The sequence below is a fragment of the Pseudomonas sp. C7.1 genome (genome assembly GCF_056312395.1).
Genome location: NZ_JBWDTL010000003.1, coordinates 756,284 through 773,492 on the forward strand (window position 1 = coordinate 756,284; position 17,209 = coordinate 773,492).

The following is a 17,209-nucleotide window of genomic DNA, read 5'->3' on the forward strand; positions in this document are numbered from 1 at the left end:
CTGCAGAGAATTTCGTGCGCCTGATGGCACGAGGGTGATGCTCCCGATAGCACGTGCCGGCTTGCGCCTGATAGCACGTCTGAATTCACAGTTTTTGCGCAGGTTATCCCCGTGCCGTATACGGCACGGGGCGAAAGGCGAGCAGTTCGGTTGAGGGGGCAAACCGAACAATGCTCAAGCGATATCCCGGTAGCGACTGCCGAGCGACCAGTGCACGCAGGTCGAGAGCAAAATCTGAATAGCGGGCTGTGCTCCCTGATTTGCGGTACAGGTGGCGAAAATCGAATTGCCAGCCGTCCTCCTGCTTGCCGCCATGCTTGCGCACCAGACGATACAACCAGCGCTCGATGCCGCCGGTGAGCCGGAAGTAAGCCGCGTCGATTGTTAACACCAGTGCTTGGTCGAGCACTCCGCTGTAGAACCAATCTGGCAGGATCAACTCGATACCCAGCGGTCGGCCATCCGGTGCGGCGAGTTCCTTCCACTCGTTGATCCAAGAGAAGCGGTGCAGTCGCCTGCCAGTGGTCTCGCGGATTGAGGTGGCCACGCTGGTCGACTGCAGCCGATCTAGAGCGGCCTTGAGCCGCTGGTAGTCGCGTAATGACGTGCCGCGACCGATGAAGCGCAGTATTTGGTAGGGCGTTGCGCGCATCAGTCTTGAGGTCGGAATACCCGCATCGCGCGCTTCGACGATCTGACTGGCTGCCCAGATCAGGATGTCGGCATCCCAGATTGTGGCAATACCATGCTCCAGTGTGCCTTCCACACGCACCGTCACTTCTCCCGAACGAAAGTCGATGGGCACCGTGCGCCGCGACTTGGCCAGCGAGAAGAACGGATTTGCCATTAGGTCCTGGGCGTCGCGTGGCGCCATCTCGCCCGGCAATGCGCGGAACAGATCCAGTTGTTCGTTCTGCGTTGGCAGGGTGTGCGTGCAGCGACTCATAGCCAAAGGTTTCACTGGTCATCACGTTGAGCTCCTGGGTGGCGTTCTAGGTACTCAGGATCGAAGGTGGTCTCAAAGCTGCGCTCGTTGGCCCAAGTCTCAAGATCTGACAGGGCGTACATGACTCGTCTGCCGAACTTGTGAAAGCGCGGGCCACCGCCGAGTACGCGCTGTTTTTCCAGAGTGCGCGGCGATAAGCGCAGGTAGGTCGCTGCCTCGGTATTGGTGAGGTAGCGCGGTGGAGTACCGGCTTGCTTCGCGGTTGCTGTTTGATTGGGCGCTATTGGGGCCATGGCATGAGCCGTCGGCCCAGCCTTGCGATGACGCGGAGAGTCTAGGTCGACGCGATGCTGGTGGTGGGGCAGAGTCGGTAGTTGCGACATGGTGTGTCCTCCGTTGAAGTGGAAGGTGCACCGTGCGGCAGCCGTCGCGCTCGATCATGTCGGGTTAGGTCTGGGCGAACTCGCAGGAAGGTCGGCGATGGATTGATGCCCCCAAGGTCTGGGCGCTGACCGAGTACGCCCGCCTATGAAGGTAACCGGTGGCAGCAAAAGACCTCGACGAGGTCTACTCGCGCAACAACAAGGATTGGGTAATTACGGAAGCCTGTAAAACCTGAAATGCGCAGATGCGGATTTCCGTAAATACGTAAAAGCGTAAATCCGGTTCCCTGCAAATCAGTAAATCTGTAGATACGGATTGGCTGATTTGTGCAAAGACGTAAGTCCGTAACAGTCTGAATAGGCTGCAGCCGCAGAGCTGTCAGCATCTAGATTCAGCGCTGGTGCTCGCACCAGTCCATCTACTAGGGTGGGGCGCGCGGGTGGCCGGCAGGCCAGGGGCGCAAAAAGCAAAGGCACCGGTTGCTCCCGGTGCCTTCCGTTCAAATTAGCGGTTCCAGAACACGTGCACTTGCTCGAGGCCAGTCTCAAGCGTGAATACGTCGCCGCCATACTCCATGTCACGAGCCATGGCGGTGTAGTCGATGTAATTGGCCAGGTGTTGGGGAATGCTGCTGGTTTCTTCGGTTAGATCTTGGGCGTAGTCGGCTAGCGAGACGTAGCAGCCGCAGTAATCTTCCTCAGCCGCTTTGCGCGCCTCGCCAATGTCGTTGAGGTGGGCGAGCAGGGCACCGCCGAACGCCGGGTATTCCTCGATAAAGCAGGCAACCTCATGGGCATTTTCGAGCCCTTCGTACTCGCCGAGGCTGTAGCCATCAAAACCTTCGTAATCATGGATGGCGTATTCCTCCACGCCCTCGACGGGTGATGCGGCCAGCATGATGTCGACTTGTGCTTGGATGTTGTCGAGATCCTGGGTGGCATCTATCCAGACGCCATGTAGATAGCCTGCGTTGTAGGCGGCTAGATCGGCAACGTAGATCCTGATGTGTTCGCTCATGGCTTTCGCTCCTTCGTCTTCAGGGTTCTGCGCTTGCGTTGCGCATGAACCCCTGCCGACTAGGGCGACTAAGGCTGTCGTGAAAAAATCAAGATAAATCGCGGAGGCTCCACCCAGCGCAGCGGCCGGTTGGAAACCGTCTATTTGTCTTGATTTTGAGGGGGCAAGAACCCCTGTTTTAAGCAGGATTTGTAAGAATGCGGGCTGTTCATTTGTGTCATTTGCGGATTCCACGCCATTCGGACACTCAGCCCACGCTGATCCGGACACCTGTTCCACGGTCATCCGGACAGGCAGTCGGAGCGCAGCGACGCAGGATATGCATTGTTAGTCTGAGGTGCCCGGCGTCGTCAATTTCTTCGCCCGCCTGCGCATCGACTCTCCCTTCAGGTTGATCCGGTAGGCGTTGTGCACCAGGCGGTCGAGGATGGCGTCGGCCAGGGTCGGATCGCCGATCAGTTCGTGCCAGTTGTCCACCGGCATCTGACTGGTCACGATGGTTGAGCGTTGGCCGTAGCGGTCGTCCAGCAGCTCCAGCATGTCGCGGCGCTGTTCGTTGGTGAACGGTGCCAGGCCCCAGTCATCGAGGATCAGCAGGTCGGTCTTGGCGTAGCTGCTCATCAGCTTGACGAAGCGGCCGTCGCCATGTGCCAGGCCCAGTTCTTCCAGCAGCCGTGGCAGGCGCAGATAGCGCACGCTGCAGCCGTCCCGGCAGGCCTGGTGGGCCAGGGCGCAGGCCAGCCAGGTTTTGCCGACGCCGGTGGGGCCGCCGATGATCAGGTTGAGGCCGTCGCGCAGCCACTGGCCGCTGCGCAGTTGCAGGATCAGCGCCTTGTCCAGCCCGCGCGGGGCGCGGTAGTCGATGTCTTCGAGGCAGGCGTTGTGCTTGAGCCGGGCCTGGCGTAGGCGGCTGCTCAGGCGCTTGTCGTCGCGCTCGGTCAGCTCGCGATCGACCAACAGGCCGAGGCGTTCTTCGAAGCTCAGGCTGTCGATGTCGGGTGTTTTCAGTTGCTCGGCGAGGGCTTTGAGCATGCCGTGCAGGCGCAGGGTTTGCAGCTTGTCCAGGGTCGGGTGAGGCAGCATGGTGGGATTCCTTTGTTCAGTGGTAGTAGCCGGGGCCGCGCAGGTTGGCGTGGTCGTCCGGTAGTAGGGGCAGGTTCTGTTGAGCCAGCGGCAGGTTTTCCAGGCCTTGGCGCAGGATCGATTCGAGGCTTTTGTAGCTACAGGCACCGAGGCTTAGGGCGCGCTGGCAGGCGGCTTCCAGGCGCGCTTCGCCGTGGTGCTTGCCCAGGCGCAGGATGCCCAGGCAGGCGCGGTAGCCATGCTGCGGATGCACGCGCCGTTCGAGGATGTGGCCGATCACCCCGGCGGTGTTCGGGCCGGTCTGCTCGGCCCAGCGGATCAGCCGCTGCGGCGTCCACTCGGCATGCTCTCGATGGCTCTTGGGCATGTGCTCGGTCTGCGTGCTGTGCCGGCCTTTGTGTAGGGAGCGTACGTGGCTGGCCACCCGCTGGTTGGCGTGGAAGCACTCCACGGTGCGGGCCGTCAGACGCACCTCCAGCTGCTTCTTCACCAACTGGTAGGGCACCGAGTAGTAATGCCCATCGACCTCGACGTGGTAGTCGATATGCACCCGCGCCTTCTTCCACTCGGCATAGACGTAGGGCTGCTCCGGCAGCGGGCGCAGGGCCGGGCGATCCAGGCTGGCGAAGGCCGATTGCCGGGAGCCCGGCAGCTTCTTGAACGGCCGTTGGTTGAGCCGCTCCAGCAGCACGGCGATGGCCGTGTTGAGTTCGTCCAGGGAGAAGAACTGGCGATGGCGCAAGGCGGCGAGGATCCAGCGCTCGACCACCTGCACGCCGACCTCGGCCTTGGCCTTGTCGCGGGGCTTACGGGCCCGCGCAGGCACCACCGCCACGCCATAGTGCTCGGCCAAGTCGCGGTAGCTGGGGTTGATGTCCGGTTCGTAGCGATGGGCCTTGCTCACCGCACTGCGCAGGTTGTCCGGCACCACGATCTCCGGCACCCCGCCGAGGAAGGCGAAGCAACGGGCATGGGAGCCCAGCCAGTCCGGCAACTGCTGCGACCAGGTGGCCTCGGCGAAGGTGTAGCTGGAGGCACCGAGTACCGCGACGAATACCTGCGCCTGGCGGATCTCGCCGCTGTGACGGTCGATCACCGGCATCGTCTGCCCTGCGTAGTCGACGAACAGCTTTTCGCCGACGCGGTGCTCCTGGCGCATCACCACATCGACCTTGCCGGCCCAGGCCCGGTAGTGCTCGCAGAACCAGCTGTACTGGAAGCCCTGCGGCTGGCCCAGCCGATACTCCTGCCAGAGCAGCGCCAGGGTCACGCCTGGTCGGCGCAGCTCGGCATGCACCCAGGCCCAGTCGGGAGTTGGTCGTTGCTCAGAGGGGATCTCCGGCGGTGGCGGGAACAGGCGCCGCTCCAGCTCTGCGTCGGACAGCTCAGCAGGAAGCGGCCAGGAGAGGCCGCAGGCCGTGAATCGGCAGAGGTAATCACCGGCACTGCTGTGGCCTATGCCCAGACTGCGGGAGATCTTACGGACAGACAGCCCGCAATCGAACTTGAGGCGCAACACCTCACGGATTTTACGCATGGATAAACGCTCCACGACGACCTCTCTGCTTCGAAAAAGAGGCCAATGGTAGTGAATAAATCCTGCGTAGCTGCCTGCCAGAAAGTGTCCGGATGGCTGTGGAATCAGTGTCCGGATGCTCGTGGAATGGGTGTCCGGATCAGCGTGGAATCACTGTCCGGATGTGCGTGGAATGGGTGTCCGAGTCAGCGCGGAATCCGCAGTCTTGTTCTTGTTGTACAGGGACTTTTACAAGTCGTTCAATCCAAGGCGAACGAGATCGCTGGTCTTAACACGAGTATCGCAGCGGCAGTAGGGATCACCAGTAGCTTCGACGCCCTCTGGCGCGAACTTTTTGGTGATCAACCCGTTTTGGTGCAATCCTACGAACTCATGCGTCAACAGGTGGGTCAGCGAGGAAATGAGGTAACGAAATACTCCAGCATGCTCGACGAATGCGAGGCAGTGGTGAGTGTTGATACTGAATCGGCAAAGCTGAGGAAGCTTGAGCGGGAACTGGTTGAGTTGACCAGCAAACTGAAAATCGGCACAGACTACATCGCAGAAGCAGAACTTGCGATTGAGCAGTATGCCTTGCATGTGAAAGATTTCACTGCCTCGAGCCTCAGGCCTCTACTCAGTCCTGCAGCTGAGCTGTTTTCTAGAATGCATGCCAACGAAGTCTACAAAGGCCTGGGCGTCTCCGAAGGCGATGATGCGTTGAAGTGGACCGTCTTCGCCGAAGGCCATGAGCCTGCGTTGGACGCAGAAGGGAAGCTGAGCCAAGGGCAGCGCCAGGATCTGGCATTGTCGTTGTACCTTGCCAGGGCTCGGAATACCGGAGGAAGCTTCTTCCTCGACGAGCCGATCGCGCATTTGGATGACCTAAATCGAGTGGCAATGTTGGACATTTTCCGACTGGTTGCGACCTCCATGCCGTCTATGAACCTGATTTTGACTACTGCAAGTGATTCGCTGGCGCGGCACATGGCTCAAAAGTTTTCGAGCATCACGGACAGGCATTTGTTGAACATGATTCATTTGGAGGGGAACCCCCGGACTGGAGTCAAAATGACGGTTCAGCGCAATGCAGTGTTGTCCAGCCAACCCGGTTAGGCCGAGATGAGGTGATGGGCTGCATGCTGAGCCCAGCGGAACCGACCGCTTTTGGCCGAAAGCCCCGCTGTTGGACTCCGGGCGCTTTGGTGGATAAGTCTGCGTAGACAAATGAGAACAGAACCGAACCGGCAATACCGGCTCGGATCAGTCGTTTACAAAGTGAGGGGAAGGCCCCTTTTCTGTTCATCGCCGCACTGACGTAAGTATATTCGTTGATGAATACGACTTAGAAAGCCCACCTCGAATGCACGCCTTTCGATGGCGCTGGGCAGGAGTTCTCGCTCGGCGATCATGGTTGCCCACAGCCAACCGCTCCCCGCGTTGTCGAGCCATGACTGAGCCAGTCTTACGCCCTGGTTAAACGCATGTCTGCAGTCTGCCGCCCAGATGATTTCCATACCAGGGTGACCATCATGTTCCGGTAAGCAGGTCATTACACCTTTGCTCATCTTGCACCTCCTCGCACTTGGGATAGTGCCCGGCGGTAGAGCACCACCATTTCATCCAGCAGATCCAGGGCTGAGTAAGCAGCTACACGCAGGCGTAGGTTTTCAGGTTGGAGGCCATGTGGCTCAGCCATTTGATCCAGCAGATTGCCGAGCATGATTGCGCGCAGTTCAGCTGCAGCTTCGATGGGGAGGGCAGAGCGCTCTGATTCGTGCAGTGGGCTCGGTTGCCGTGGGAAGGGTACAACGCAGGTTTCGAACTCAGCCATGGCGCACCTCCGAAATAGAGGTGATCAGCAAGAGTAAGCAGCCAAGGCGGAGCTCTTGGGTAAAAAAGGGGTAGCGCATTTTCCTTATGCTCCTCAGACGATTAAGGAGCCGCCTACCGCCGTTGCTACACGGTAATGGAGGCGGACCGTGCGGGGGTAGCAAACCGGCGTCCGAGGGAACCGGCCAGGCAAAAGCCTGCCCCACACGGCCCGCCATAAAGTTAAGCAACCGAGCACACGAAGTGCTGACCACTTAAGTTATGGCGCTGCCGCGTCCCGAACGATTCAGGTTGCTACACCCGGTCGTGGGATTTACCACGACGGACGCACTCTAGCTCGCGGGTTTCAGGATGGCAACATGTTGGGGCGTAGATGGGGCTTGTAGAGCAGTATGCTTGGGACAGTCATTGGGTTAGGTGGGAAATGTAGTACCTGGTCTGTGGCGTTTGGCTTACAGATTCCGCTTATCTACCTCTAAAGCCGATCAGCTACTCTGGAGCGCATCACCACAGGAAGTAGTTTATGTCTGTCAGGGAAGAGCAGTTGATTGAGTTGGTGGGCTTGATGGCCCGCAGCATGACCCATATGACCGCATCGGTTACGGCCATGGGTTTCGAGCAGCTTCGTTCTCAGGATGAGGCCGTACAGAGTTCGGCTCGGCGGATGATTGAGCGTATGCAAGCCATCAACGAAGAGCTCGACCAGCAGTGGGGGATAGTTGGTCTTCTTACTGGCCAGTACGAGCACGAAGCGTTGGTTGAGAAGCTTGATATCACCTCTGTGCGTGTACACAGGATACCGGGATTGCCTGATTAGGCTCGACGGGGGCAAAACTGAGTGCAACTGGATTACCCCCGCTTGTCATGGCCGGCAGAGGTCGGCCAGGAGCGGGTATTCAGTCAATTCGACAGGTGGGGACGCTTTAGCCTGTGGACGCAGGGTGCCGAAGGTTGATCCCCTTCATCCTCTGGCAGATTCACCACTGAGAGATCTGCGACCTAGTAAGCGTCTGCGATCACTGCCGCGGCCAAGCCGGCCTTCTGGAGTGACGCTTCGGCGAGTACAACGAATCGCGAAGTGGCCGGCTGGTACTAGCTAGCGACGCAGAAACTACCTGAATCATTAACAACCAACCTCATATGCGAGAAGTTATGCAACTGGAACTTTCCCCTTTTGAATCGGCCTCGGACAGTCTCATGAAAGTGGCGGGCGCCGCTGTCAAACTCAGCATCGCCCTGGGTAGCGCCTGCGTGATCCTCTATTCCATCCGAATCGGACATTTTCCCCAAGGCCTGGCCCTGGGAGATGGGCTATTGTTTCTGCTCGCGGCTGGCTGCTTTGGCTTCCTTTACGTATTCTTCACGGCCGGCCTGGTTGGATTGGGAAGCTGCTTCAGTCCGTTGACGAACCAAGTGCTGAAGTTCACCAGCTGGGTGATGACGAAGTTTCGCGGGAAGAAGATTGATCCGGCATATGAGCTTCGAGCCTTTCCAATGGCCCGCAATTCCTTTCGCAGTGATGGCCGTCATGATGATGATTGCGCTTGGAGGCAGTGACTATTCGGTCTACCTGAAGCTTCTGGCCGTCGCGATCATGCTGCACATGTTCTATTCCGTTGCAATTGACGCCAGTAAGAAATTTCGTGCGGCGCAGAGGCTGCAAAACTCGGTAATTGAAACACCGGACAAGGCCCAAGCCGCAGTGGAAGCCAGCAAGCAGAAGAACATCTACCACATCGTTTGCTTCTTGATAATACTGCTTCCGCTGCTCGTCGGCGGCGTTTCAGGGCAACTGGTAGACAGTGCTATGCGCCTCGCGAATGTTCGCATTGAGCACCCGGTGATTTATGCGAAAGCCCCGTATGACGAGTTGCTGCCGGAATCGCTTATCGCCAAGAACCTAAAGGCGCCAGAGGGCTACAAGGCCTACGAAGGTATTAGCGTGCGATTTAAGGGGTTCGGCAGTACGACCGTAGTGGTATTCAAGGATGAGGACGCAGAGCGGCAGCTTGAGATCCCTAACGACCAGCTTATCGTGGAAAAGAAATCTCCGAAGCGTATATAGCTCCCTTGAGCGGAGATCGGCAAGTAGCGGACTAAGATATCCGTCCGAGGCACCCAAGTTGTAGATGGGGGTGGAGGTTCTGATCGTCATGTACGTTGGTTGGTGGGGGCTTAGGTTGATGGCTCAGGAAGGTTCTGAATGTGGCTAGGAGGCGTGGGCCTGCCGGTACCAAAATCGGACATGAATATGCCGTCATTTTGACTGACTCGCAGTAATCTAGCCCATTCTAGGTCCCTCCGGTGAAGGAGGCTCTACCTCTGGGGTCTCTGCATCGCCGTCGACAAAATCTGTGAAGTTTTGGAGCTCTCGCTCGAGTTCCTCTTCTTCCAAGTACTGGGCCAGTCCACGCGCCTCCGACTCTGAAGTGCACAGTTTGATGACTTCGCCATTCGCTACGACGAGCCAGACAGCTTTAACTTCTGAACTGCGAAAACTTGCGGGAATGTCGCCGCCAGTCAGCCTGTGTACCGATATCGTCATGCTCCTGCTCCTAGCGCTTGATGGAGCAACGACGATACCAGATCAGCAGATCAGAGAAACTGCACGCTAGCGCTCAAGTTAAAGCTCCATCTCTCTTGAGATTTGTACCTTGCATGGGGCCCCATGCTGATTACCTTTGTAGACACTGGTTGTTCTATCTACTGCGTAGCCGGTGGGCAAGGGCTGTATGTCTCTTCCAGATCTTCAGACGTCCCCAGCGCTACTGTTGAACCACCAACCTTGACTGAGGTGGCGCCATACACTTTTTTGCCAGACTTTCGGATGAATTTGCCATCGGTACCGGCAAAGCTTTGCTGTCCGTTGCTATGCAGGTAGTCGAAAACCTTGCCCTTGAACTCTGTGTTGATGGGTTTGCCTGGTGTTAAGGGGACGAGCACACGCAATCGATCTCACGCATAGGGTGAGCCGATAAAGCGCTAGGGCTGATTTCTTACGATGGGAATAGCTTTGGCGGTGCAAAACCGCCAAAAGAGAGCGAGAAGCAGAGGCGCGGCCTTGCGCATGGGGCACATAGCTCGAACTCCTTTTCAAGGTTCACTGAGCGTAGTCCAGTCTGTTCGGATGCCAAGTATCTGGTCGGCGGGCGCCAACCAGATACCTGAGGTGTCTATGAAGTTAGGGGCGATTCAATGCGTCCAGGCTAAACGAGCTGCTGAGGCAGAGCCGTTTCAAACCCATCGTCGCGGAGGTGTTGATTGCTCAGCCAGGTATATCTGCGGCTAGCCGTAGCGATGACCAAGACATGGTCATCGCGGCCGCCATGGTCTACCTGAAGGAGACTATCGGATGCGATCTGCAAGTCATCTGTAGCCCCTGACGACGAACCGCAAGGGCGGCCGATAACGATGCAGGGCGAACTACGCTTTGCCTCTTCAGCGCTCCTGGGGTTTCCGCGCTACTCAGTCCCGCTGAGCAAGCCTCGCCCGAAAATACTCAGCCGTCTCCTGGTCAGTACAGTAGACATAGCAGCCTTTCATCCCACGCGTCATGAACGTCCGGTACGTGTTTTTGATGATCAGATCCGTCTCACGCTTCGCAGACTCCGGATCAGCCTTACTGAGCTTCTTGTAACCCCGTATCGACTTGTCGTGCTTGTCGCGTTGATCAGGGGAGGTGATTACCAGCCCATCCCGCACAATAAAATCGGGCCCAATGATCACGCCGATGTAGTCCACCTCAAGCCCCTGACAGGTATGGATGCAGCCAACCTGATCGATTGATTTGTCAGCGATGATCCACAGACTGCCGTCCTGGCTGAGACTCCATTGACGACGGTAGTCGCCGATAACAATGTCATCGGCCATCGGGTCTTTTTTGCTGAGCCAGGGCCAGCAATATCCCGCGACTACCCGCGCTTTGTTTAGCGAGTTTCGCGCCTCGATTGCCTCGTTCAAATTGTTATCGGTGACCCAACTACCCGGTTCGGGTAGCCAAATCGCCTAGACAGCAGCTTGAGCGTTCCGACGTAAGGCTAAGGAACGATCACACAGCTTACGTACCTAATTAGCGCAAAACCTGCAGCAGGTCATTCAACTGGTGACGGCCAGCCTCACCCAAAGGGAAGACTGGCAACCGCGGATCACCAACGTCCAAACCGGTAGCACGCAAGCCGGCTTTGATGGTCGCGGGCAAACCGCCTTTCAGGATGAACTCCAGTAGCGGAAGCTGACGATAGAATACTTCTCGCGCCTTACCCAGATCATTGGCTAACGCAGCCTCGTACAGTTCCAAGTTGAGTTGCGGAATGAGGTTCGGAGCAGCAGTGCACCAACCTTTAGCGCCTGCGGCGAAAGCTTCTAGCGCAAGAGGATTGCAGCCGTTGTAGAAAGGCACCTGGCCTTCGCCCAACAACTGCAGCTTGTGCATGCGCTGGATGTCACCGGTGCTCTCCTTGACCATAGTGACGTTCTCTACGGAGTTTATAATGCGGAGGATCAGATCCACGGACATGTCGGTGCCGCTGGTAGCCGGGTTGTTGTAAAGCATGATGGGTATGCCGACGCTTTCCCCTATGACGCGATAGTGGGCAAGTATTTCCTCTTCCGTGAGTTTCCAATAGGACGTAGGAAGCACCATAACTGCATCCGCACCATGACTTTCCGCAAAACGTGCCCGGCGTACGGATTTTGCTGTCGTTAGGTCGGATACGCTGACGATAGTTGGAACACGCTTAGCGACGTGCTTAACGCTGAACTCGGCAACCTGATCCCACTCCGCATCGCTCAGGTATGCGCCTTCGCCGGTGCTACCTAATGGCGCAATGGCATGTACGCCGCCGTCGATCAGACGGTCTATGGAACGGCCAAGTGCGTCAAGGTCAACACTTTCACCAGTCGCGCCGAACGGTGTAATGGTGTAACCGATGATGCCGTGAATTTTTGGGCTGATCATGCTTTGTCTCCGGTTTACAGGGCGGGATTTAGTTCAAGCAATCGGCGTGACGCCCCAGCTTCTGCCGGGTGTAGTAATTAAATGCGGCGGCGTGACGCTTAGGCTTGGATATCCAATCGTGAGCTTCACGGCCTAGTTCCGGGATGATTGGCTTGATCGTGCCTGCGGCCATGGCCAGTAGCTGAAGCTTGGCAGCCCGCTCGATCAGCTGCGCGATGACGCAGGCTTCTTCGATGGTGGTTCCAGTGGAAAGCTGACCGTGGTGGGAAAGAAGAATCGCGCGTTTGTCGCCCAATGCACCGGCGATCAAGTCGCCCTCTTCATTACCGACCGGAACGCCAGGCCATCCCTCAAGGAATGCGCAATCATCGTAAAGAGGGCAAAGATCCATGTGGGAGATCTGCAGCGGTACTTCAAGCATTGAAAGTGCCGCAATGTGAGTTGGGTGGGTGTGAATGATGCAATTCACATCCGGGCGCGCTCGATATACCCAGCTATGAAAACGGTTGGCAGGGTTAGCCATGCCATGGCCTTCGAGCACTTCCAGATCTTCGTTTACTAGAAGCAGATTGCTTGCGGTAATTTCGTCGAAGCCCAAACCCAATTGCTGGGTGTAGTAAGTACCTGGCTGAGGGCCACGGGCTGTGATTTGCCCAGCGAGGCCAGAGTCGTGGCCGCTCTCAAATAGAATGCGGCAGGTCAGGGCGAGTTTTTGCCGGTCAGTCCATGTATTATCCGCAAGAGTGTTTTGCATCTGAGTCAGTGCTTGCCTGACCAGTTGCTCTTTAGGCAGTTCCAATGTCTTGGCCATGTCGGCCTCCTCTTTAAGGTAGGGGTCATGCGGATGACACTAACAATGCTATATGACACATTGTGTCATTCGCAAGGGGAAACTGTTTCTACCTGGAAGGACTGATCGCTCCATATGGCTATCCGCTTGAAAATATTGAGAAAGAAACTTGGCGTGACACTCGAGGTATTGGCTGATCGGTCCGGAATGACCAAGAGCTACCTGTCGAAAATCGAGCGTGGACTCAATACACCGTCAATATCGACTGCCCTGAAGCTGGCAAAGGCTCTGAATCTGAAGGTCGAAGAGCTGTTCTCCGAAGAAAGCAGCAGCTTCGACAGCTACAGCCTTGTGCGCGCGCATGAACGTCAGTCGCTGTCCGCGAGCAATGAAGAGCCGAGTTACGCGGTATTGGCTCACCAAATCAGTAGCAGGAGTCTGTTGCCGTTCATCATCTACCCGCCCACCGAATTTACTGACAAATCCTTCAAGGAACATTTAGGCGAAGAGTTTCTGTTCGTGCACGAGGGGCAAGTAGAAGTAGATTTCATGAACGAAAAGCTTCTACTCGACCGTGGCGATGCGCTGCATTTCAACTCACAAAAGCCGCACCGACTGCGATCGGTTGGCGACGTACAAGCCCAATTACTGGTGGTCATACACAGCGCTGATTAAGCAGATGCCTGTCGCGCGTGACGATCCGAACGCCAAGGCTAGGTTCAAAACCCGATCTACTAAGGCAGAGCGATATAGCGAGCACCGCTGGGAAACTGGCCAACGAATATCCAAAGTGTCAGTGAACTGTGGGTGGCTAGAACCAAGTAGCGGTGAGGACAAGCAGCGATGTCATTCACCAGTGCACCCATTTCAAGGTCGTCATCTCAACAGCCTCGCGGCTCTTCCATGACTGTCGGTAAATCAACTCGGCCTTGCACAGACCGTGATGGTCTCGGCCAAGGCGTTGTCATAGCTGCCGCCCTTGCTGCCAACCGAGGGTTCGATGCCGGTCTCTGCCAGGCGTTCGGTATAGCGGATTGAGACGTACTGACTGCCACGGTCGCTGATGGATCAGACCATCCGTACGATGCGGCTGACGGGCATACAGGGCTTGCTCCAGGGCATCCAGCACGAAGTCGGTCTTCATACTGGTACTGACTCGCCAGCCGACGATCCGCCGCGCAAACACGTCAATCACGAAGGCCACGTACAGCCAGTCTTGCAAGGTTGAAACATAGGCGAAGTCCGACACCCACAGTTGGTTCGGGCGGTCGGCATGGAACTGGCACTGCACACGATCCAGCGGACAGAGCGACTTGTCACCGGCCACTGTTGTTCGCACAACCTGGCCACGCCTTATGCCCTGCAATCCCGCTCGACGCATCAACCGCTCCACCGTGCATCTGGCTGCCTCGATGCCTTCTCGCTGGAGCTGCTTCCAGACCTTCACAGCGCCATAGCACTGCATGTTCGCGTCCCATACGCGCTGGATTTCCTTGATCAGCGTGTCATCGCGCCGAGCACGGCAACAGCGCAGTGCCGGGTTGCGCTGCTGCGCCGCGTGCTTGTGGTAACCGGACGGGGCGATCTGCAAGACACGGCAGGTCGACTCGACCCCGAGACGGTCACGATGCTGGTCGAAAAAGGCCCTCAGGACTTGGTGCGGCGGTCGAGCTCCGCCTGGGCAAAATACGCACTGGCCAGACCCAGAATCTCGTTGGCTTTGCGCAACTCGCGGTTCTCACGCTCCAGAGCGTTGATGCGCTCACGCTCTTCGGTGGTCGGCCCGGGGCGCTGGCCGGCATCAGTTTGGTGACGACGAATCCAGCCATGCAGGGTTTGCGCTGCACAGCCAATCTTCGGGGCAATGGCCTCAATAGCCGCCCACTCGGACGGATAGTCGTTCAGGTGTTCCAGAACCATGCGCACAGCACGTTCACGGACTTCAGGGGAGGAGGTCGTAGTCTTTCTCATAGCCCCATTTTCTCAAGAGCTGAGACCTTTACGAAACCCGAGGCGATTCAGTGCTCACCGGAGTCGGTTTGCCGTAATTACCAACTTTATATGTCTGTTAACAGACATTTTTTGTCTGGTTAATTTGCCGCTATGCCGTTTTTTAGGCCGTTACGTCACTCCGTTAGGCTTTTTTGTCGAGTCGTCCTAGGTCTGATTACGGACTTTTTGTGTCTAGAAAACTGACCGTACCTGTTTCGTATGCCATGCAAACCATACGGTCTTTTCTTGTGCTGGGGGCTGGGAGAGAGTGCGCCACGCGTCGAAACGGTCTGGGACCAAACCACCACCCGACCGTGCGCGCCGAGCCTGCCCAACGCAACTCGACCCCATCGGACGCCCAGCGGCTGGACGATGGAAGAGGTTGGGCAGCCCAACGGGAGACGGATCGCTCGTAAAGGTTGCGAATCATTGAGCAGTGCGCAAGCGGGTGTCCGGATGCCCTCTATATGAACACGCTTCACCAAGGGTACGCAGCCAGGAGAAGAAACATGATCAATACAAGCTCAGGGGTGAAGGAAAAGGATGTCCAGATCACTAAGGAAGTAGCTGTCCCGCAAGACTTCGAAACGCCAGAAACCATTTCCAGGCGCAGCTCGGTCAGACTCGCCAACATTCGCAAGGCCGGTGAGTCCAAGCGTACTGCAAACGACAGCCAGTTGGTCTGGTTCGACAGTGCCCAACTGGCCAGCAAGCGCCCTGACGACGGCATCTTCGTCCGCGTCATCAACTCGCTCTACACAGGCATAGTCCTCTACATGGACAACGTCGCCGAACTGCTCCCCGCCGTGCCCTCGCGCATGCACGTGGTGCTGCGCCTGCGCAACGCCGCCGAAATCAAGGCCTTCCGCGAGAGCTCTAAACCCCTGGTGGAGGACTTCCGTAAGGGTGCCGCCGCCCGCAACCGCTCCGTCGCTCTGAGCGACGCTGAGGCCCTGGCCGAACTGGGCCTTGACGGCCTGCTCACCTGCTTCACCAGCTATGTTGACGACCGTGACAGCCTACTGGGCGCCATCGACCAGGGACAGCGCTTCAACTACCTGTGGATTCTCTTTCGTGACCCCACCAACATTCCCTTGGAGCTGGTCATTGCCTCGCTGCAGTCCACCTCCACTGTATTGATGAAGGAGGTCAAGGCGTCCACCGACGTTGACGATGCCATCGTCTCCTACGGCGTGATGGAGTACGGGGCCGAAGGGGTGATCTTCTCTCCCCGCGACCATGGCGTGATGAGCGAGTTCCTCGCTCGCATGTCTCAGGCGCAGAGCTACGCCAGCCTCAACATCCAGATCGGCACCGTCATCGAAAGCCGCCCCGCGGGCATGGGCTACCGGGCTTGCATCGACGCCGCCACCCTGTTCGAGCCCGACGAAGGCATGCTGGTCGGCAGCACCTCCCAGGGCGGTGTGCTCTGTTGTCCCGAGGTCTACTTCCTGCCCTACATGGAGCTGAGGCCCTTCCGCGTCAACGCCGGCGCCGTGCACTCCTATGTGTTCAACACCGACAACCGCACCGACTACATGAGCGAGCTCAAGGCCGGCTCGCCGATCATGCTCGTCAACTCCAAGGGGCGCGTGCGCCGGGCCACAGTCGGCCGCATGAAGATCGAGCAGCGCCCGCTGCGGCTGATCGAGGTTGAGTTCTCCGGCAAGGAGCGGGTCAACGTCCTCATGCAGGACGACTGGCACGTGCGCATCTTCTCCGACGCAGCCAAGCCCCTGAACATTTCGGAGCTCAAGCCCGGCGACAAGGTCCTCGGCTACGTCACAGAGCCCGGTCGTCATGTCGGCATCAAGATCAACGAATCGATCATCGAAAAATAGAGGCCGCCATGAGCTACGTCAGCAGAGTTCTTAGGGAGCGGCGCTTGCTGTTTCCAGCATCGCGCCGCGGATTGATCGTCCCCATCGACCACGGCCTGACCCTCGGGCCAATCGCCGGCATGACCCAGACCGCCGACTTCGAGAAATGGATCGGTAGCGAGCACATCAGCGCCATCATTGCCCACAAGGGCCTGATCGAACGACTAATCCTGCGTGACATGTTGCATCCGGCCACCGGCGTGATCCTCCACCTCAACGGCATGGCCAGCATCGCCCCCGAGCCCGACACTAAGATCCCCGTCGCCAGTGTCGAGGCGGCGCTGGAGCTGGGGGCAGATGCGGTGTCCCTGCAGGTCAACTTTACCGAGCACAATTTCCAGCACAACCTCGCCCAGCTCGGAGCCATGATCGACGCCGCTCACGCCGCCGGCCTGCCCATTCTCACCATGCTCTACGACAAGGCGCGCGGGCTCACCGCCCAGGAGCGCCAGCGGCGCCTCAGCCACTTGGTGCGGGTGGTCGCCGAGCTCGGCTCCGATGCGATCAAGCTGGCCCTGCCAGAAACCAGCGCCGAATGCGCCGAACTGGTGGAGACCCACCGTCGCGACATTCACATTTTTTTTGCCGGCGGCGAGCGCACCGAAGACGAGCGCCTTCTGGCCATGACCCGCGCCATTCTGGCCAGCGGTGCCGCCGGGCTCTGCGTCGGGCGCAACGTCTTCCAGCACCCACGGCCCCTCGACCTGCTTCGCCGCCTGGCGGACTGCATCCGGGGCGAAACGGAATACCTCAGTCGCGCCGTGTGAACGGTACTCAACCGACGGCCGCCTGGCGGCCGTCAAGGAGAAGG

Annotated in this window: 16 protein-coding genes, 2 pseudogenes and 1 other annotated feature; of the genes and pseudogenes, 7 read left to right on the forward strand and 11 right to left on the reverse strand. The window is 58.0% G+C overall.

Annotated elements, in window-relative coordinates:
- Positions 1 to 103: 103 nt before the first annotated feature.
- From AC0T4W_RS06805 to istA, 5 genes are all read right to left on the reverse strand, one after another.
- A complete protein-coding gene (locus AC0T4W_RS06805) occupies positions 104 to 946 on the reverse strand; it encodes a replication initiator protein A (protein WP_476317794.1) in 843 nt (280 codons plus the stop codon).
- Between the two features lie 11 nt (positions 947 to 957).
- The gene (locus AC0T4W_RS06810; RefSeq protein WP_476323498.1) at positions 958 to 1,239 is read right to left on the reverse strand and encodes a helix-turn-helix transcriptional regulator; all 282 of its coding nucleotides are present in this window, start codon (positions 1,237 to 1,239) and stop codon (positions 958 to 960) included.
- 595 nt (positions 1,240 to 1,834) lie between these two features.
- Positions 1,835 to 2,347 carry an antirestriction protein ArdA gene (locus tag AC0T4W_RS06815; RefSeq protein ID WP_476317796.1) on the reverse strand — a complete coding sequence of 171 codons (513 nt, stop codon included), beginning with the start codon at positions 2,345 to 2,347 and terminating at the stop codon, positions 1,835 to 1,837.
- Positions 2,348 to 2,674: 327 nt separating this feature from the next.
- Positions 2,675 to 3,430: an IS21-like element helper ATPase IstB gene (istB, locus tag AC0T4W_RS06820; RefSeq protein ID WP_476317799.1), complete on the reverse strand. Its 756-nt coding sequence runs from the start codon at positions 3,428 to 3,430 to the stop codon at positions 2,675 to 2,677.
- Positions 3,431 to 3,446: 16 nt separating this feature from the next.
- On the reverse strand, positions 3,447 to 4,967 hold the full coding sequence (gene istA, locus AC0T4W_RS06825) for an IS21 family transposase (protein ID WP_476317802.1): 1,521 nt from the start codon (positions 4,965 to 4,967) through the stop codon (positions 3,447 to 3,449).
- 126 nt (positions 4,968 to 5,093) lie between these two features.
- On the opposite strand from istA, the gene AC0T4W_RS06830 reads away from it, so the two are divergent.
- Positions 5,094 to 6,062, forward strand: a complete 969-nt coding sequence (locus AC0T4W_RS06830) for a hypothetical protein (protein ID WP_476317805.1) — start codon at positions 5,094 to 5,096, stop codon at positions 6,060 to 6,062.
- A 155-nt stretch (positions 6,063 to 6,217) separates the two neighbouring features.
- On the opposite strand, the gene AC0T4W_RS06835 is transcribed toward AC0T4W_RS06830, so the two are convergent.
- On the reverse strand, positions 6,218 to 6,514 hold the full coding sequence (locus tag AC0T4W_RS06835) for a LasR-specific antiactivator QslA (protein ID WP_476317807.1): 297 nt from the start codon (positions 6,512 to 6,514) through the stop codon (positions 6,218 to 6,220).
- Positions 6,511 to 6,780 (reverse strand): hypothetical protein, encoded by a 270-nt coding sequence (locus AC0T4W_RS06840; RefSeq protein WP_476317810.1) that lies wholly within the window; start codon positions 6,778 to 6,780, stop codon positions 6,511 to 6,513. The genes AC0T4W_RS06835 and AC0T4W_RS06840 overlap by 4 nt, the downstream gene beginning before the upstream one ends.
- Before the next feature lie 522 nt (positions 6,781 to 7,302).
- On the opposite strand from AC0T4W_RS06840, the gene AC0T4W_RS06845 reads away from it, so the two are divergent.
- From AC0T4W_RS06845 to AC0T4W_RS06855, 3 genes are all read left to right on the forward strand, one after another.
- Positions 7,303 to 7,596: a hypothetical protein gene (locus AC0T4W_RS06845; protein WP_476317813.1), complete on the forward strand. Its 294-nt coding sequence runs from the start codon at positions 7,303 to 7,305 to the stop codon at positions 7,594 to 7,596.
- 335 nt (positions 7,597 to 7,931) lie between these two features.
- On the forward strand, positions 7,932 to 8,336 hold the full coding sequence (locus AC0T4W_RS06850) for a hypothetical protein (protein ID WP_476317815.1): 405 nt from the start codon (positions 7,932 to 7,934) through the stop codon (positions 8,334 to 8,336).
- A complete protein-coding gene (locus tag AC0T4W_RS06855) occupies positions 8,308 to 8,844 on the forward strand; it encodes a hypothetical protein (protein WP_476317818.1) in 537 nt (178 codons plus the stop codon). The genes AC0T4W_RS06850 and AC0T4W_RS06855 overlap by 29 nt, the downstream gene beginning before the upstream one ends.
- Positions 8,845 to 10,244: 1,400 nt before the next feature.
- Here AC0T4W_RS06855 and AC0T4W_RS06860 read toward each other — a convergent pair.
- The 3 genes and pseudogenes from AC0T4W_RS06860 to AC0T4W_RS06870 form a co-directional block, all read right to left on the reverse strand.
- A pseudogene (locus tag AC0T4W_RS06860) lies at positions 10,245 to 10,733 on the reverse strand (DNA/RNA helicase domain-containing protein); the annotation flags it as partial.
- Between the two features lie 115 nt (positions 10,734 to 10,848).
- Positions 10,849 to 11,736: a dihydrodipicolinate synthase family protein gene (locus tag AC0T4W_RS06865; protein WP_476317821.1), complete on the reverse strand. Its 888-nt coding sequence runs from the start codon at positions 11,734 to 11,736 to the stop codon at positions 10,849 to 10,851.
- Between the two features lie 28 nt (positions 11,737 to 11,764).
- Entirely contained in the window at positions 11,765 to 12,547 is a 783-nt protein-coding gene (locus AC0T4W_RS06870) for an aldolase (RefSeq protein ID WP_476317824.1), read from the reverse strand.
- Positions 12,548 to 12,661: 114 nt separating this feature from the next.
- On the opposite strand from AC0T4W_RS06870, the gene AC0T4W_RS06875 reads away from it, so the two are divergent.
- A complete protein-coding gene (locus tag AC0T4W_RS06875; protein WP_476317827.1) occupies positions 12,662 to 13,201 on the forward strand; it encodes a helix-turn-helix domain-containing protein in 540 nt (179 codons plus the stop codon).
- Positions 13,202 to 13,376: 175 nt separating this feature from the next.
- On the opposite strand, the pseudogene AC0T4W_RS06880 reads toward AC0T4W_RS06875, so the two are convergent.
- A pseudogene (locus AC0T4W_RS06880) lies at positions 13,377 to 14,497 on the reverse strand (IS3 family transposase).
- Positions 14,103 to 14,219: a sequence feature (AL1L pseudoknot), on the reverse strand. Its footprint overlaps the pseudogene before it by 117 nt.
- 530 nt (positions 14,498 to 15,027) lie before the next feature.
- Between AC0T4W_RS06880 and AC0T4W_RS06885 the strand changes: the two are divergent.
- Both AC0T4W_RS06885 and AC0T4W_RS06890 read left to right on the forward strand, forming a co-directional pair.
- Complete coding sequence (locus tag AC0T4W_RS06885) at positions 15,028 to 16,359, forward strand: 3-dehydroquinate synthase II domain-containing protein (RefSeq protein ID WP_476317830.1); 1,332 nt, start codon at positions 15,028 to 15,030, stop codon at positions 16,357 to 16,359.
- Between the two features lie 44 nt (positions 16,360 to 16,403).
- Complete coding sequence (locus AC0T4W_RS06890; RefSeq protein ID WP_476317832.1) at positions 16,404 to 17,165, forward strand: class I fructose-bisphosphate aldolase; 762 nt, start codon at positions 16,404 to 16,406, stop codon at positions 17,163 to 17,165.
- The last annotated feature ends 44 nt before the right edge of the window (positions 17,166 to 17,209 follow it).

Excerpts from the sequence above, each read along its gene's own strand:
- AC0T4W_RS06805 (WP_476317794.1), bottom strand. The coding sequence starts at position 946 with ATGAGTCGCTGCACGCACACCCTGCCAACGCAGAACGAACAACTGGAT.
- AC0T4W_RS06810 (WP_476323498.1), bottom strand. The coding sequence starts at position 1,239 with ATGGCCCCAATAGCGCCCAATCAAACAGCAACCGCGAAGCAAGCCGGT.
- AC0T4W_RS06815 (WP_476317796.1), bottom strand. The coding sequence starts at position 2,347 with ATGAGCGAACACATCAGGATCTACGTTGCCGATCTAGCCGCCTACAAC.
- istB (WP_476317799.1), bottom strand. The coding sequence starts at position 3,430 with ATGCTGCCTCACCCGACCCTGGACAAGCTGCAAACCCTGCGCCTGCAC.
- istA (WP_476317802.1), bottom strand. The coding sequence starts at position 4,967 with ATGCGTAAAATCCGTGAGGTGTTGCGCCTCAAGTTCGATTGCGGGCTG.
- AC0T4W_RS06830 (WP_476317805.1), top strand. The coding sequence starts at position 5,094 with ATGGGTGTCCGGATCAGCGTGGAATCACTGTCCGGATGTGCGTGGAAT.
- AC0T4W_RS06835 (WP_476317807.1), bottom strand. The coding sequence starts at position 6,514 with ATGAGCAAAGGTGTAATGACCTGCTTACCGGAACATGATGGTCACCCT.
- AC0T4W_RS06840 (WP_476317810.1), bottom strand. The coding sequence starts at position 6,780 with ATGGCTGAGTTCGAAACCTGCGTTGTACCCTTCCCACGGCAACCGAGC.
- AC0T4W_RS06845 (WP_476317813.1), top strand. The coding sequence starts at position 7,303 with ATGTCTGTCAGGGAAGAGCAGTTGATTGAGTTGGTGGGCTTGATGGCC.
- AC0T4W_RS06850 (WP_476317815.1), top strand. The coding sequence starts at position 7,932 with ATGCAACTGGAACTTTCCCCTTTTGAATCGGCCTCGGACAGTCTCATG.
- AC0T4W_RS06855 (WP_476317818.1), top strand. The coding sequence starts at position 8,308 with ATGATGATGATTGCGCTTGGAGGCAGTGACTATTCGGTCTACCTGAAG.
- AC0T4W_RS06865 (WP_476317821.1), bottom strand. The coding sequence starts at position 11,736 with ATGATCAGCCCAAAAATTCACGGCATCATCGGTTACACCATTACACCG.
- AC0T4W_RS06870 (WP_476317824.1), bottom strand. The coding sequence starts at position 12,547 with ATGGCCAAGACATTGGAACTGCCTAAAGAGCAACTGGTCAGGCAAGCA.
- AC0T4W_RS06875 (WP_476317827.1), top strand. The coding sequence starts at position 12,662 with ATGGCTATCCGCTTGAAAATATTGAGAAAGAAACTTGGCGTGACACTC.
- AC0T4W_RS06885 (WP_476317830.1), top strand. The coding sequence starts at position 15,028 with ATGATCAATACAAGCTCAGGGGTGAAGGAAAAGGATGTCCAGATCACT.